This window comes from Aeromonas sp. MR7 (assembly GCF_963899385.1).
GTDB lineage: Bacteria > Pseudomonadota > Gammaproteobacteria > Enterobacterales > Aeromonadaceae > Aeromonas > Aeromonas bestiarum.
Map to the genome: position 1 here is coordinate 664,722 of NZ_CAWQXH010000011.1, position 13,682 is coordinate 678,403.

Annotated in this window: 12 protein-coding genes; 6 read left to right on the forward strand and 6 right to left on the reverse strand. The window is 61.6% G+C overall.

The genetic code is table 11. The features are described from left to right. Window positions 1-31: 31 nt before the first annotated feature. Window positions 32-652, reverse strand: coding sequence for an acyl carrier protein phosphodiesterase (locus AACW87_RS08050; protein ID WP_241324678.1), 621 nt, complete (start codon window positions 650-652; stop codon window positions 32-34). 182 nt (window positions 653-834) lie between these two features. Here AACW87_RS08050 and iadA point away from each other — a divergent pair, with 182 nt between their 5' ends. Then, the gene (gene iadA / locus AACW87_RS08055; protein WP_241325018.1) at window positions 835-1,965 is read left to right on the forward strand and encodes a beta-aspartyl-peptidase; all 1,131 of its coding nucleotides are present in this window, start codon (window positions 835-837) and stop codon (window positions 1,963-1,965) included. Between the two features lie 92 nt (window positions 1,966-2,057). On the opposite strand, the gene AACW87_RS08060 is transcribed toward iadA, so the two are convergent. Next, on the reverse strand, window positions 2,058-2,960 hold the full coding sequence (locus AACW87_RS08060; RefSeq protein WP_103471835.1) for a lysine exporter LysO family protein: 903 nt from the start codon (window positions 2,958-2,960) through the stop codon (window positions 2,058-2,060). Between the two features lie 543 nt (window positions 2,961-3,503). On the opposite strand from AACW87_RS08060, the gene AACW87_RS08065 reads away from it, so the two are divergent. The 4 genes from AACW87_RS08065 (at window position 3,504) to AACW87_RS08080 (ending at window position 6,754) form a co-directional block, all read left to right on the forward strand. Continuing rightward, window positions 3,504-4,274, forward strand: coding sequence for an ABC transporter ATP-binding protein (locus AACW87_RS08065; protein ID WP_241324679.1), 771 nt, complete (start codon window positions 3,504-3,506; stop codon window positions 4,272-4,274). Between the two features lie 65 nt (window positions 4,275-4,339). Then, window positions 4,340-5,113: an ABC transporter substrate-binding protein gene (locus AACW87_RS08070; protein ID WP_043136911.1), complete on the forward strand. Its 774-nt coding sequence runs from the start codon at window positions 4,340-4,342 to the stop codon at window positions 5,111-5,113. A 204-nt stretch (window positions 5,114-5,317) separates the two neighbouring features. Beyond that, window positions 5,318-6,058, forward strand: a complete 741-nt coding sequence (locus AACW87_RS08075; RefSeq protein ID WP_098984404.1) for an ABC transporter permease — start codon at window positions 5,318-5,320, stop codon at window positions 6,056-6,058. 3 nt (window positions 6,059-6,061) lie between these two features. After that, window positions 6,062-6,754 carry an ABC transporter permease gene (locus AACW87_RS08080; RefSeq protein WP_042641721.1) on the forward strand — a complete coding sequence of 231 codons (693 nt, stop codon included), beginning with the start codon at window positions 6,062-6,064 and terminating at the stop codon, window positions 6,752-6,754. A gap of 51 nt (window positions 6,755-6,805) precedes the next feature. Here AACW87_RS08080 and AACW87_RS08085 read toward each other — a convergent pair whose 3' ends face one another. The 3 genes from AACW87_RS08085 to AACW87_RS08095 all read right to left on the reverse strand — a co-directional run bounded on the left by AACW87_RS08085 (window position 6,806) and on the right by AACW87_RS08095 (window position 11,356). Beyond that, entirely contained in the window at window positions 6,806-7,447 is a 642-nt protein-coding gene (locus AACW87_RS08085; protein WP_241324680.1) for an energy-coupling factor ABC transporter permease, read from the reverse strand. A gap of 97 nt (window positions 7,448-7,544) precedes the next feature. Beyond that, window positions 7,545-8,351 (reverse strand): pyruvate formate lyase 1-activating protein, encoded by an 807-nt coding sequence (gene pflA / locus AACW87_RS08090; RefSeq protein ID WP_080741090.1) that lies wholly within the window; start codon window positions 8,349-8,351, stop codon window positions 7,545-7,547. Window positions 8,352-8,416: 65 nt separating this feature from the next. Further along, the gene (locus tag AACW87_RS08095) at window positions 8,417-11,356 is read right to left on the reverse strand and encodes a sensor domain-containing phosphodiesterase (protein WP_241324681.1); all 2,940 of its coding nucleotides are present in this window, start codon (window positions 11,354-11,356) and stop codon (window positions 8,417-8,419) included. Window positions 11,357-11,490: 134 nt separating this feature from the next. Here AACW87_RS08095 and AACW87_RS08100 point away from each other — a divergent pair, with 134 nt between their 5' ends. Then, window positions 11,491-13,161 carry an FAD-dependent oxidoreductase gene (locus AACW87_RS08100; protein ID WP_241324682.1) on the forward strand — a complete coding sequence of 557 codons (1,671 nt, stop codon included), beginning with the start codon at window positions 11,491-11,493 and terminating at the stop codon, window positions 13,159-13,161. Window positions 13,162-13,252: 91 nt separating this feature from the next. Here AACW87_RS08100 and AACW87_RS08105 read toward each other — a convergent pair whose 3' ends face one another. Then, the gene (locus AACW87_RS08105) at window positions 13,253-13,681 is read right to left on the reverse strand and encodes an ion channel (RefSeq protein WP_043136862.1); all 429 of its coding nucleotides are present in this window, start codon (window positions 13,679-13,681) and stop codon (window positions 13,253-13,255) included. Window position 13,682: the final 1 nt, after the last annotated feature.

Genomic DNA, 13,682 nt, shown 5'->3' on the forward strand with positions numbered 1-13,682 from the left:
AGTTGGTAGAAGGCCCCTCACGGGGTCTTTTTTATGGCCGCAAGCCGGCGTGGCCACCAGTCTCGCGATAGTGGGCGAGCTGCTGCTCGCTAAAACGCATCAACTGGGGATAAAAGCGCAGAAATCCCTGCTCGCCATTGTGCCAGCTGGCATCGTCCAGGGTGGCGAGGGCATCGCCCAGCAAGATGGGGCGGCGCAACCGGTGACCTATGCCGTTGAGGGCGCGGCCCAGCCCCTCCCTGTGGCGATAGGAGGCGATCCAGTTTTGCTCCGCCATCCGCGTGAGCGCAACGGGCAAGCCATCCGGCAGGCGCTGATGATCCGCCAGCAGCTGCCCATAACTCTGCTGCAGAAAGCGGGGCAGGGGGTCTTCACCAAATTGTGGCCAGTGCAGGCTGAGCCAGTGGTCGTAGAGCATGTCCACCAGGATGCCGCCGAAGCGGCGCCAGGGCGCCTCGAAGCAGGCCACTGCCGCCCTGTGCTCTGGGTGGGCATCGGTGAAGGCATCGATTTTGCGGTGCAGCCAGATCCCCTCATCGAAGGCGGGGCCGAGCGTGCTTGGCAAAGGGCCTTTGACGAAATCCCCCAGCAGGTTGCCGGTGAGGGAGCTTTGGGTATGGGCGGCCAGATGCAGGTGAGCCAGATAGTTCATGACGGTGGATGTCGACCAGCAAACGGGAATTGCTGGTGAGCCTAGCCGATCCCCTCTCCCTTGCCTATGCCGAACATGGCAAACTGGCCGGCAGGCACTGCCGTTACCGAGAGGCCAATGGTGGGTAAATAGCGATTTCTCTCTTTTCCCCGCAGGGGGATAGCTTGCAAGGAGTAGCCATGATGTTGACCCTGATCGAGGGCGCCGAGATCTTCAGTCCCACCCACCTCGGCCAGCAGGATCTGCTGGTGGCCGATGGCCGCATTGCCTGGATGGGCAAGGGGTTGACGGCCCCCGCAGATTGGCCGTTGACGCGGATCGATGGTCGCAGTCGCTACCTGGTGCCCGGGCTGGTGGATCCGCTGGCCCATATCACCGGGGGCGGCGGCGAGGGGGGCTTTGCCTTTCGCACGCCCGAACTCGCCGCGAGTGAGGCCCTCAAGGCGGGGGTGACCACCCTGGTGGCGGCGCTCGGCACCGACAGCCTGACCCGCAGTCCGGCCCAGGTGCTCGGCAAGGTGCGCGAGTTTCGCGCCGCCGGGGTGAGCGCCTTCATGTATACCGGCTCCTACCATCTGCCGGTCAAGACACTCACCGGCACGGTGGAGTCCGACATCATGCTCATTCCCGAAGTGCTGGGGGTGGGGGAGCTGGCCATCAGCGATCACAGATCCAGCGCCCCCACCCATGACGAGCTGGCCCGGCTGGTGAGCGAGGCGCGGGTGGCCGGGCTGCTCTCGGGCAAGAGCGGCGTCAGCTTCTTCCATCTGGGGGATGGCCGCGGGGCGCTGGCACCGCTGCGGGCCCTGCGCGATGAAACCGACATTCCGCTGCGCCAGCTCTATCCGACCCACTGCAACCGCAACCCCTGGCTGTTTGCCGAGGCGATCGCCTGGGGCAAGGCGGGAGGCTGGGTCGATCTCACCACTTCCAGCTTCCCCGATCTGGTGGAGGATGGCGAACGGCTGGCCGCCGATGGATTGATCGAGTTGCTGGCCGCCGGCGTGCCTGCCGATCGCATCACGTTCAGCTCAGATGCCAACGCCAGCCTGCCGCGCTTTGATGGTGAGGGGCGTCTTATCGAGATGCGCTGCGGCCAGATTGCCAGCCTGTGGCAGGAGTGCGTGCGCGCCTGCCATCTCGGGGTGTCGCTCGAGGTGGCGCTGGCGGTGGTGAGTACTCATCCGGCACGAGCGCTGGGATTGGCCGCAAAGGGGAGGATCGGAGTGGGGCAGGATGCGGATCTGCTGCTGATCCATCCCCACTCTTTCGCCATCGAGCGGGTAATGAGCGGCGGCCAGTGGCGCGGATGAACGGCGGATAGTGCGAGAGTACGGTATATCCAGATCAAAGAAGCCCGACAGCAATGTCGGGCTTCTTTGATTCTGCGGGCGGCAGGTGTGGCCTAGATAGCCAGGAAGCCCAGGATCAGGATGGGGCCGAGCAGGCTCAGGATAAAGCCGGAGACGATGGCCACGGGTACCATCTGGATGCCGCCGGATTTTTGAATGACCGGCAGGGTGAAGTCCAGCGCGGTGGCACCGCCGTAGCCGATGGCGGCGGAGGGGTGGCGACGCATCAGCATGGGAATGATGAGGATGGCGATAAGCTCGCGCCCCAGATCGTTGATGAAGGCGGCGGAGCCGAGCACGGGCCCCAGCTTGTCGGCCACCAGAATGCCCGACAGCGAATACCAGCCGAAGCTGGAGCTGAGCGCCAGGGCGTGGCTCAGCGGCATGCCCAGCAGTTGGGCCGCCAGCACGCTGCCCAGCCAGCTGCTGATGATGACGGTGAAGGCGATCTTCATGCCCCAGGGGTTGAGCAGGATCTGGCGCAGCCGCATGCCGGAGTTGCGCATCTGCACCCCGATGAGCAACAGCAGTAGCATCAGGGCCCACTCGCTCAGCTTGTCGATGGGCAGGGCTTGCAGATCGACCAGCAGCCCCAGCAGCACGCCCCCCAGCACCACGAAGCAGAGCTGGAGGGACTCCCACAGCAGGTGCAGCTTGCTCGGCATCTTGGCATCGCTGGCCTCGTGGGTCGGCGGGCTGCGCTTGTCCAGCCACCAGAGCGCCAGCAGGTTGCACAGGGTAATGGCGGCCAGCATGACACCGGCCACCTTGAAGATCACCGCCAAATTGCTGCCGAGGTTTTCCACATAGGCCAGTCCCAGCCCCATCAGAAACAGGATGAGGTAGACCATCTTGCCGAGGGACTGATTGACCAGCTTGATGAGCCGGGCGGAGGAGAGGGGGATCAGATAGCCGACGCCTAACGGCAGCAGGATCAGCAATACATTGAGCAACATCGGGGCCTCGATCACAAAAACTGATAAAAATGACACCTTATCACTACTTATTGGCTCTGTGTCACATTTCTGTGAGTTTGGATGGCTCATCCGGGGCTTTTTATCAGGTTGTTATGTTTTTGGTGCAAGCAACTGCACTCATTTGGCTCAAAGGCCCACCTTGGTGCGGCAAGCGTGCCGCCATGAAATCACGCTCATCGCCCATTTTTCAACAAGATGCAAACATCGATGGGGTGAATAAAGTCGCTTTCGCCATCTTGCTGTCATGATGTCGGAATTTTCTTGCCACCCTTGCGATCAGGGTATAAAAAGGCGGTGTCGCTCGACGGGTCCAAACCGAGTTTTATGCAGACAAAGTGCTGAAAAATACCAGTGAGACCAATAAAAATACAGACAAAACACCAAAGACCTCTGTTCTGTATTGTTTTTTAACTATTCGAGTGATATTTTCGCTGAAGGTTGCCATCGGTTAACTTTTTGTTAAATCCATGATGGTGTGAGTCACGCCCCAGCGGCGTCTAGGGACAGACAAGGTTGTAATGGATGAGTGACGTTGCCGCACTGGAAGTTCGTGAACTGCACAAGTATTTCGGCACCCACGAAGTGCTCAAGGGCATCGATATGACAGCCCGCAAGGGGGATGTCATCTCCCTGATCGGCTCCTCCGGCTCGGGGAAGTCGACCTTTCTTCGTTGTATCAATCTGCTGGAAACACCCTCTTCCGGCACAGTTTCACTCCATGGCGAGCTTATTCGCATGAAATCCAACCGGGCCGGTGAGCGGCTGCCGGAGGACATGCGTCAGGTGGAGCGCATTCGCAGCCGGCTGGCCATGGTGTTTCAAAGTTTCAACCTCTGGTCGCACATGACCATAATGCAGAACATCATAGAGGTGCCTATCCAGGTGCTGAAAGTCCCCCGCGCCGCGGCCATCGCCAAGGCGGAACACCTGCTCAACCGGGTGGGTCTGTGGGAGCGGCGCGACTACTATCCCGGTCACCTCTCCGGCGGCCAGCAGCAGCGGGCGGCCATCGCCAGGGCATTGGCGGTGGAGCCGGAGGTTATGCTGTTTGACGAACCCACCTCGGCGCTGGACCCCGAGCTGGTGGGGGAGGTGCTCGGCCTGATGCGCGAGCTGGCCGAAGAGGGGCGCACCATGCTGGTGGTGACCCACGAGATGTCGTTTGCCCGTGATGTGTCGAACAAGGTAATGTTTCTGCATCAGGGGCGCGTGGAAGAGGAGGGCAATCCCAAGGAGATCTTCGCCCATCCCAAGTCGGAACGGTTCAAGCAATTCATCTCCTCCATCTATTGATGGGCGGGATCTGTTTTCAACAAGCTGCAACTTCAACAGTCGACGATTTTATCAAGGAGAGATACATGAACAAGCTGATGCTGGCGACTGCCATAGTCACTGCCCTGTCTTCCGGCAGCCTGATGGCCAAGGAGTGGAAAGAGGTGCGGATCGGAGTCGAAGGTGCTTACCCTCCCTTCTCCTGGACCGAGCCCAGTGGCGAGGTGAAAGGCTTCGATATCGACATCGCCAACGCCCTGTGCGAAGAGATGAAGGTGAAGTGTACCCTGGTCAAGCAAGACTGGGACGGCATCATTCCGGCGCTGCTGTCGCGCAAATATGACGCCATCATAGCCACCATGGACATCACCGAAGAGCGCAAGAAGAAGGTGGACTTCACCCAGAAGTACCAGCACATTCCGGCCCGCTTCGCCGCCAAGAAGGGCACAGAGGTCAAGCTCGACAAGGCTTTCATGGACGGTAAAACCGTGGCGGTGCAACGCGCCACCTCCATGGATACCTACATCACGGACAACTTCCCGAACGCCACCATCAAACGTTACGGCACCGCAGATGAAGCCTATCTCGATCTGAAATCCGGTCGGGTTGACTATGTGATGGCCGACTCCGCCGCCATCAGCGACGGTCTGCTGAAGAAGGAAGGGGGCGATGCCTACGAGTTCGTCGGCCCGAAACTGACCGATCCCAAGTGGTTTGGCGAGGGTGCCGGCATAGCGGTCCGCAAGGCTGACAAGGATCTGAAAGAGAAATTCAACGCCGCCATCCTGGCGCTGCGCGCCAACGGCAAGTACAAGGCAATCAACGACAAGTACTTCGACTTCGACGTCTACGGCGAGTAACCCCCAGGCGCGCTACACCGAGTAGCAGCCGAAGGGATTGCGGCGAATCATCACGACAGGTTGACTCTTGTCTGTAGTCATCGGGCCCGTTGTCTCTCGCAAGGGAGCGATGGGCCCGCTTAGTTGCAATGGAGCTGCATGTGTTTGGTTTGAAAGGATATTGGGACGGGCTGGCCCGCTCAATGCGTTGCAATGGAGCCGCATATGTTTGATTTGAAAGGATACGAAGCCTCCCTGCTGGAGGGCGCCTGGATCACCCTGGAGGTGGCGCTGGCCTCGCTGCTGCTGGCGTTGCTGCTGGGCATGCTGGGGGCACTCGCCAAGCTCTCCCCCTACAAGTGGGCACGTGGCATCGCCACCGCCTACACCACAGTCATTCGTGGCATTCCCGATCTGGTGCTGATGATGCTGCTGTTCTTCGGCGGTCAGGTGCTGATCAACAACCTCTGCAGCTGGATCAACGAGAGCTACAACAACTACCTGCTGGCGAGCGATCCGAACCAGGAGTGGGTCTCCCTGCTGCCTGACTATATCGACATCAGCCCGTTTGCGGCCGGGGTGGCCACCATAGGCTTCATCTTCGGGGCCTACATGACAGAGACCTTCCGCGGCGCCATTCTGGCGGTGGACAAGGGAGAGCTGGAAGCGGCTCGCGCCTTTGGCATGCGGGCGACCCAGGTGTTTGTGCGGATCCTCTTCCCCCAGATGATGCGCCACGCCCTGCCGGGCTTTGGCAACAACTGGCTGGTGCTGCTGAAAACCACGGCGCTGGTCTCCATCATCGGGCTCGATGACATGGTGCGCAAAGCATCCCTGGCGGCGGGGTCGACCCAGCAGCCCTTCACCTTCTACATGGCGGTGGCCCTGATCTTCCTGATCTTCACTGCGGTCTCCACCTCGGCACTGAAATGGGCCGAGCGTCACTATGCGATAAAGACGAGGTAAGCCATGGATTTCTCAATCATTCTCAAAGAGTGGCCCACCTACTGGGAGGGGCTCTACACCACGGTGCTGCTGGTGGCGGCCTCTCTGGTGCTCGGCCTGGCCCTGGCGGTGCCCATGGGGATACTGCGAAACAGCCGCAACTGGCTGATCAAGGGACCGATCTGGGCCTACATCTACTTCTTCCGTGGCACCCCGCTGCTGGTGCAGCTGTTCATCATCTACTACGGCGCCGCCCAGTGGGAGTGGCTGAAAAACAGCGCCGCCTGGGAGCTGTTCGCCCAGGCCTGGTTCTGCGCCCTGCTGGCGTTCACCCTCAACACGGGGGCCTATACCGCCGAGATAGTGCGCGGCGCCGTGCTCAACATGCCCAAGGGGCAGATTGAAGCGGCCAACGCCTTTGGCATGACCCGCTGGCAGACCCTGACCCGCATCATATTGCCCAACTCGTTTCGCCGTGCGCTGCCCGCCTACAGCAACGAGGTGATCTTCATGCTGCAGGGCTCGGCGGTGGCCGGCATCATCACCATAGTCGACCTGACAGGTGCGGCGCGGATCATCAACTCCCGCTACTACAGCCCGTTCGAGGCGTTTTTGACCGCGGGCCTGCTCTACATGCTGCTGACCTTCGTCATCGTCTGGCTGTTCAAGAAGTGGGAAGCCCGCTGGCACGCCCACCTGCGCCCCCGCACCGTGTAATCCCCATAAAAAAAGCCCGCAATCGCGGGCTTTTTTGTGGGTGATCGTCACTCAGCGCCCCAGGTATTCCCGATCGAAGAAGGTGTTGACCCAGTGGGGACGGTAGATGGCGAGCAGCGTCATTGTCATGCCGTTGAGCAGGGCTTCGGGGAAGAGCAGCAGCGGCCAGATGGAGAGGTAGTCGGTGCTGATGGTGTGCCACGGATAGGTGCCACTCATGCCCATCAGCAGGGCGCTGGCGATCACCTTGACCGAGATGCTCAGCGCCCCGCCGCCGAAGGCGACCACGAACAGGTAGACGAACAGGTGGCGGGGCATCCAGGCCCAGCTGGCCAGAAACAGCAACCAGCTGGTGGCGACCGGCAGGGCCACGCCGATCAGCGCCTGCCAGCCTATGTCGGCGAGCTCGATGACATCGAAGTAGCCGAGCACCAGCAGTGTCAGGCAGGGAGCGAGCAGGGCGAGGCGCCACCCCAGCAGCAGGGTCAGGCTGGTGAGACCGAGAAAATGCACCTCCAGCCCCTCGTGCAGGCCGGCACGCAAGACCCAGAGTGGTACCAGCGCTATGGCGCCGCCAAGGCAGAGGTGCTGATAGAGTGGCTGGGCAAGCAGGGTTCGCAGCAGGGCGCCGCGCAGGCTGAATATAAGCAGCAATAGCCAGAGCAGGAGGGCTGCGGCTTGTCCTTCACTCATGGCATGTCCTTGTCATGTGATGGCGTACTGAGCGAGCAGGGGTGACGGATAACAATAACAAGGGCTGGCGTCTTCCCTGCCAGCCCTGCTGTAACAATCAGTATTTGACGAGCTTGTGATACTTGCTGAGGATGCCCTGGACGCGGTCCATGGTCTCCTTGCTGGGGGGCTTGATCCCGGTCAGATCGTAGTTTTCACCCAGTACGTCCCACTTGTGCTTGCCCAGCTCGTGGTAGGGCAGCAGCTCCACCTTCTCGACGCAATCGCCCAGTTCGGCGATGAACTGGCCCAGCCCTTCGGCGCTCTCGTCATCGTCTGACCAGGTCGGCACCACCACGTAGCGGATCCACATGGTCTTGCCCCTGGCGGCCAGGTAGCGGGCGAACTCCAGAGTGTACTTGTTGCTGACGTGGGTGAGTGGTATGTGCTTCTCGTCATTGATCTGCTTGATGTCGAGCAGCACCAGATCCGTGTTGTCGAGCACCTTGTCGAGCTGTTCGTCGTAGTGACGCACGAAGCCGTTGGTATCGAGACAGGTGTGTATGCCTTTCTCTTTGCAGGCGGCGAACAGTTCGGCGATGAAGTTTTGTTGCAACATGGCTTCGCCACCCGAGGCGGTCACGCCACCGCCGGAGGCATTCATGAAGTGGCGATAGCTGGTGATGTCGCTCATCAACTCCGGCACAGTCACTTCGCGGCCACCCTGGGTGTCCCAGGTGTCCCGGTTGTGGCAGTACTTGCAGCGCATCAGGCAGCCTTGCATGAACACGATAAACCGTATCCCGGGGCCATCGACGGTGCCGCAGGTTTCAACGGAATGGATCCGGCCAATGATCCCGGACGCGCTGGTTTCAGCGACCACACCGCTGGTTTCGACAGCAGGGATCCGATTAATGACAGACATAGACAACTCCAACGATTCGAGCAGGTCGTTATTTTATTACATAAAGCCCTATAAATCCTACATGTTTAGCCCGGTTGGGGCGAACCCAGCAGGCTCTCCAGGGCCCTGACAGTGAGTGGCCGACTGGTCAGGAAGCCTTGATAATGCTGGCATCCCAGCGCTTTGAGGATGGCGAGCTGCTCCTCATCTTCCACCCCTTCGGCGGTGATGGTAAAGCGGAAAACCTTGGCCAAGTCCAGGATAGCCTTGACGATGGCCTTGTCCTGTTCGCTGTGCACCAGGGTCTGAATGAAACTTCTGTCGAGCTTCACCTCGTCTGCCGGCAAGTCGCGCAGGTAGGCGAGCGACGAATAGCCGGTGCCGAAGTCGTCGATGGAGAGCAGGATGCCGAGCTCCTTGAGCTGCCGCATGCGGGCTATGCTCTCCAGCCGGTTCTCCAGCACCACGGATTCGGTCACCTCCAGCAGCAGGCGGGAGGGGGGCACGCCTGTGTCGCGCAATATGTACTCCACCTGCTGCACGAATCCCGCGGTGTGGAACTGGCGGGCGCTGACGTTGACCGACAGGTGGGGAATGGCAAAGCCGCGGTTGAGCCAGAAGCTGTACTGGGCGCAGGCGGTTTTCATCACCCAGTAGCCTATGTCCTGGATGAGACTGGTCTCCTCGGCGATGGGGATGAAGTCTCCCGGCGGCACCATGGTGCCGTCGCTGCGCTGCCAGCGCAGCAGCGCCTCTATCCCTGACAAGCTGCCGTTGTCGACCCTGTATTGCGGCTGGTAGTAAAGCTGCAGTTCGTGATTGCGCAGGGCATCGCGCAGCTGGTTGTTGAGGGCCAGCTTGTTCTTCTCCTTCTCCGCCATGGCCTCGCTGAAGAACACATAGTTGCCCTGGCCGGAGCGCTTGGCCATGTGCGTGGCGGTATCGGCCTGCTGCATCAGCACCAGATGATCCTGATCCTCGTTGGAGAAGAGGCTGATCCCCACAGAGGCGCTGCAGTGCAGCTTGTGATCCTCGATGTCGAACGGGGTGCGAAACAGCCCCATCAGCTCGCGGGCGAAGTGCTCGGCCAGGATCTTGGCGGTGACATAGCCCTGACCCAGGGCGGTGAATAGCAGGGCGAACTCGTCCCCCGAGATGCGGGCCAGCACCAGGTTGTCCTGGGGCAGCCCCTTGAGCCGCTCCACCACGGCTTGCAGCAGCAGATCGCCGCAGGCGTGGCCGAGGGAGTCGTTGATCGACTTGAAGTTGTCCAGATCCACCAGCAACAAGGCGCCCCACTGGCCACTGGGCGCCTGCAGGGTGCGCTGCATGATGTCGTTGAGGCTGCGCCTGTTGTAGAGGCCGCACAGATCGTCGTAATAGGCGAGCTGCTCTATGTGGCGGGCGGCGTCCTTCTCCCGGGTGATGTCGTAGAAACTGCAGACGTAATGGCTGAGCTCACCGTGCTCGTCCTTGACGCCGCTCACCATCAGCCGTACCGGGAACAGGTGACCATCCTGGTGCAGGCAGCGCTCCTCGCCCATCCAGAACTCCTGCTCATCGACCGCCCGTCTGACATCCTCTTTCAGGTGATCGCCGTAATAGGTGGGCCGCAGCTTGACGATATGCTGGCCGATCATCGCATCATCGCCAAAGCCGGTGATGCGGCCAAAGGAGCGGTTGACCTTGAGGATGATCCCTTGGTGATCCATCACCAGCAGGCCGTCATGGGTGTTGAAGGCCACTTCCGCCAGGCGCAGGGCATCATCGGCGGCGAGCCGCTGCAGCTCGATGGCGGCTCGCTCGTGCTGGCTGCTGAGGGCATCGAGCAGGGGCATGGGGTCGGCCAGCGGCTCGTCGAGCAGCAGGGTGAGCTGGCCCATGGGGGCGCCGCTCGGCCCGTGCAGCGGTATGCCGACATAGGCCCTGGCGTTGAGGGCCAGCAGCTGGGCCGCCTGGGGGTAGCGCAGGGGCAGGTCTTCCACATAGACAGCCTGACCGTGCTGGAACAGCTCCTGGCCGGGGCCCGGATCCATCTGTATGGGTTTGAGGACGGAGAAGGTCTCCCCCTCCAGCACGCAGCGCGGAATGATCCAGAGATCCTGGCCGCGCGGCTGGTACTCACCGATCCAGCCGATGCGGGCGCCACAGGCGGTCATGGCCCAGTGCACCAGGGCGCGGCAATAGGCGATGCCGGTTAGCAGGGTCAGCTCGGCCGGCAGAGTCAGCCCGGGGCTGAGCAGGGGCTCGGGTTCCGGCTGCCAGTGGCCGAGCAGTTGGGCGCTGTGGCGCACCAGCTGCAGCATCTCCTCGCTGAGCGGGGTGGCGTTGAGGTATTCGAGGCTCAGCACGCCGATGAGTTTTTCCTGCTCCAGCAGGGCCCCGTCGAGGCGCGAGCTTATTCCCGCGCTGGCCAGGTAGTAGTGCTGGCTCAGCATGGGCTGGTGCGCGGCTTCGGAAAAGCTCAAGGATTTGCGGGTGCGCAGGGCGCGTATGTAGCGGCTGTCACCCCGGATGGCCGCAAGCCCCTCGGCGCCGAGGGCAAAGACTGGGGTCAGCTGCTCGCTGCCGAGCGAGCCGTTGGCCTGATAGTGCCAAAGAATGAGGCGATCGGCCCCCAGGCTCTCCTTGAGGGCTTCCAGCATGGCGGCAAACTGCTGCTGGCTGGCCATCTGGCTCAGCCGCGGCAGTTGCAACGCCAGATCGGCGATGGGCTCCTGGCGCAGGGTCTGCAGGCAGATGAGCCAGAAGGCATCCTGCTCGTGGGAGAGGGCTATGTGCCACTGCTGGCCGGCGAAGCGCAGCACCAGCTTGCCTCCCTGGCCGCTGGCAAGGGCTTGTTCTATGGGCTGGCGCAGGGCATCGGGCAACTGGGCGGGCCAGGCGCTTCTCGGTTCATCCAGCCAGTAGAGCGGGGTTTGCATCACATCGGTCAGGGCGACCAGCCGTTGGCTGCGCACATCCAGACGAAAGAACAGGGGTGTCTGGCTGGCAGGGGGAAGGTGACTGAGCGCGGTAGACGACATGAACTGGTAACATCCTGTTGAACAACTGTCGGGTGGCAAGAATACTGCAAAATCGACGCAAACAAAATTTCATTGAAATCTAAATTAGATATTACTAATGTAGTGGCAATCTGTAGTTAACCGGAGTCTTGCTGATGAAACGGATCCTGATTGTAGGCGGTGTGGCCGGTGGTGCCTCTGCGGCGGCCAGAGCCCGCCGTCTGAGCGAAACGGCCGAGATAGTGATGTTCGAGCGGGGCGAGTTTGTCAGCTTCGCCAACTGTGGTCTGCCTTATCATATCGGTGGCGACATTCAGGACCGATCGGCCCTGCTGCTGCAGACGCCGCAGAGCTTCAAGCGCCGTTTCAACGTGGATGTGCGGGTCTTTCACGATGTGATCGACATCGACAGGGCCGGCAAGACCCTCCTGGTGCGCAACCTGCTCACCGGCGAAGAGCGGCGCGAATCTTATGATCAGCTGTTGCTGAGCCCGGGGGCGGCCCCCATTCGCCCGCCTTTCCCCGGCATCGACAGCCCGGGCGTGCATACCCTGCGCAACATTCCGGACATGGACCGCATACTGACGGCGCTGCAGCGCGATGATCCGCGCCACGTCACAGTCGTGGGGGGCGGCTTCATCGGGCTGGAGATGATGGAGGCACTGCACCAGCGCAAGCTGGATGTCACCCTGCTGGAGCTCTCCGATCAGGTGATGGCACCGGTGGACAGAGAGATGGCCAACATGCTCCATGCCCGTATCCGCGAAGAGGGGATCGACCTGCGGCTGCGCACCGGCCTCTCGGCCATCGAGCTCCTGGACGGCCAGCCGGCGCAAACGGCCAGCACCGGCTTGCGGCTGACCCTGAGCGACGGCACCCGGCTCGATACCGGCCTGCTGATCCTGGCCATCGGCGTCAAGCCAGAAACCCTGCTTGCCGCCAAGGCGGGGCTTGAGCTGGGGCCGCGCGGCGGCATCAAGGTGGATGTCGGCATGCGCACCTCGGATCCCTTCATCTATGCGGTGGGGGATGCGGTGGAAGAGACAGATTTTGTGACTGGCGAGTCAGTGCTGATCCCGCTGGCGGGCCCCGCCAACCGGCAGGGACGCATCGCCGCCGACAACATGCTGGGCCGAGCTGAAACCTACAAGAAGACCCAGGGTACCGCCATCTGCAAGCTGTTCGACCTGGCGGTGGCCAGCACGGGTCTCAACGAGAAGCGGCTGCTGCAGCTGGGGTTGCCGTTCGAGAAGGCCTATGTGCATCCGGGCAGTCACGCCGGTTACTACCCGGGCGCCCACCCGGTCAGCCTCAAGCTGTTGTTTGCCCCCGATGGCAAGATCTACGGTGCCCAGGCCATCGGCAAGGACGGGGTCGACAAGCGCATCGACGTGCTGGCGGTGGCCCAGCGCGCCGGGCTCAGCGTGTTTGATCTGCAGGATCTGGAGCTCACCTATGCGCCGCCGTTCGGCTCGGCCAAGGACGTGATCAACATGGCGGGCTTCGTGGCGAGCAACCACTTGAAGGGGGATACCCTGCTCTGCCACGCCGCCGAGGTGCAGGCCCGTCATCCCCATCAACAGGTGCTGGATGTGCGCAATGGCCCCGAGCTCGACAAGCTGGGTCGTATCCCGGGTGCCCTGCACATCCCCCTCGATGAGCTGCGCGGCCGGCTGGATGAACTGCCCAGGGATAAAGAGCTGCTTATCAGCTGTCAGGTGGGCTTGCGCGGTCACGTGGCCTGTCGCCTGCTCAGCCAGCACGGCTTCAAGGTGAAGAACCTCTCCGGTGGCTTCAAAACCTGGCAGATGGCCACCATCGAATAGCGCTGACCCCGAGGGGGATCCGGGTCAACATCAGCCAAAAGGCCACTCGGGGGAGTGGCCTTTTTGTTTTCGTTACTTGCCTGATGAATGGCTAGTGCGGCGTGTTGCCCAGTTGCTTGCGAACATGGTGTTGTAGGATCGCCAGCATGCAGGCGCCGGAGAGGCCTATCATCAGGGCGCCGTTGACCGCCTCGAGCGGCCCGAGCAGCTTCCACTGTGCGCTCATGACGATGTCGCCATAGCCCAGGGTGGCGAAGTTGACGCCCGAGTGGTAGACGGCTTCCTGCAGCGTGTTGAACTCGCCCAACCACAGGAACAGGGCGCCCCAGATACCGATCTGTGCCAGGTTGCCCAGCATCACCAGGGTGATGATGCCAAACAGCGCCAACACCCCGGCGAGCATGCCTTCCCGCTCACTGAATCGCTTGACGTAGAAGCGGATGCACCAGACGGACATCAGGGATTGCAACAGCATGTTGGCCAGGATCACCGGGATGCCGACCAGAAAAATGGAAAACATA

Excerpts from the sequence above, each read along its gene's own strand:
- AACW87_RS08050 (WP_241324678.1), bottom strand. The coding sequence starts at position 652 with ATGAACTATCTGGCTCACCTGCATCTGGCCGCCCATACCCAAAGCTCC.
- iadA (WP_241325018.1), top strand. The coding sequence starts at position 835 with ATGTTGACCCTGATCGAGGGCGCCGAGATCTTCAGTCCCACCCACCTC.
- AACW87_RS08060 (WP_103471835.1), bottom strand. The coding sequence starts at position 2,960 with ATGTTGCTCAATGTATTGCTGATCCTGCTGCCGTTAGGCGTCGGCTAT.
- AACW87_RS08065 (WP_241324679.1), top strand. The coding sequence starts at position 3,504 with ATGAGTGACGTTGCCGCACTGGAAGTTCGTGAACTGCACAAGTATTTC.
- AACW87_RS08070 (WP_043136911.1), top strand. The coding sequence starts at position 4,340 with ATGAACAAGCTGATGCTGGCGACTGCCATAGTCACTGCCCTGTCTTCC.
- AACW87_RS08075 (WP_098984404.1), top strand. The coding sequence starts at position 5,318 with ATGTTTGATTTGAAAGGATACGAAGCCTCCCTGCTGGAGGGCGCCTGG.
- AACW87_RS08080 (WP_042641721.1), top strand. The coding sequence starts at position 6,062 with ATGGATTTCTCAATCATTCTCAAAGAGTGGCCCACCTACTGGGAGGGG.
- AACW87_RS08085 (WP_241324680.1), bottom strand. The coding sequence starts at position 7,447 with ATGAGTGAAGGACAAGCCGCAGCCCTCCTGCTCTGGCTATTGCTGCTT.
- pflA (WP_080741090.1), bottom strand. The coding sequence starts at position 8,351 with ATGTCTGTCATTAATCGGATCCCTGCTGTCGAAACCAGCGGTGTGGTC.
- AACW87_RS08095 (WP_241324681.1), bottom strand. The coding sequence starts at position 11,356 with ATGTCGTCTACCGCGCTCAGTCACCTTCCCCCTGCCAGCCAGACACCC.
- AACW87_RS08100 (WP_241324682.1), top strand. The coding sequence starts at position 11,491 with ATGAAACGGATCCTGATTGTAGGCGGTGTGGCCGGTGGTGCCTCTGCG.
- AACW87_RS08105 (WP_043136862.1), bottom strand. The coding sequence starts at position 13,681 with ATGTTTTCCATTTTTCTGGTCGGCATCCCGGTGATCCTGGCCAACATG.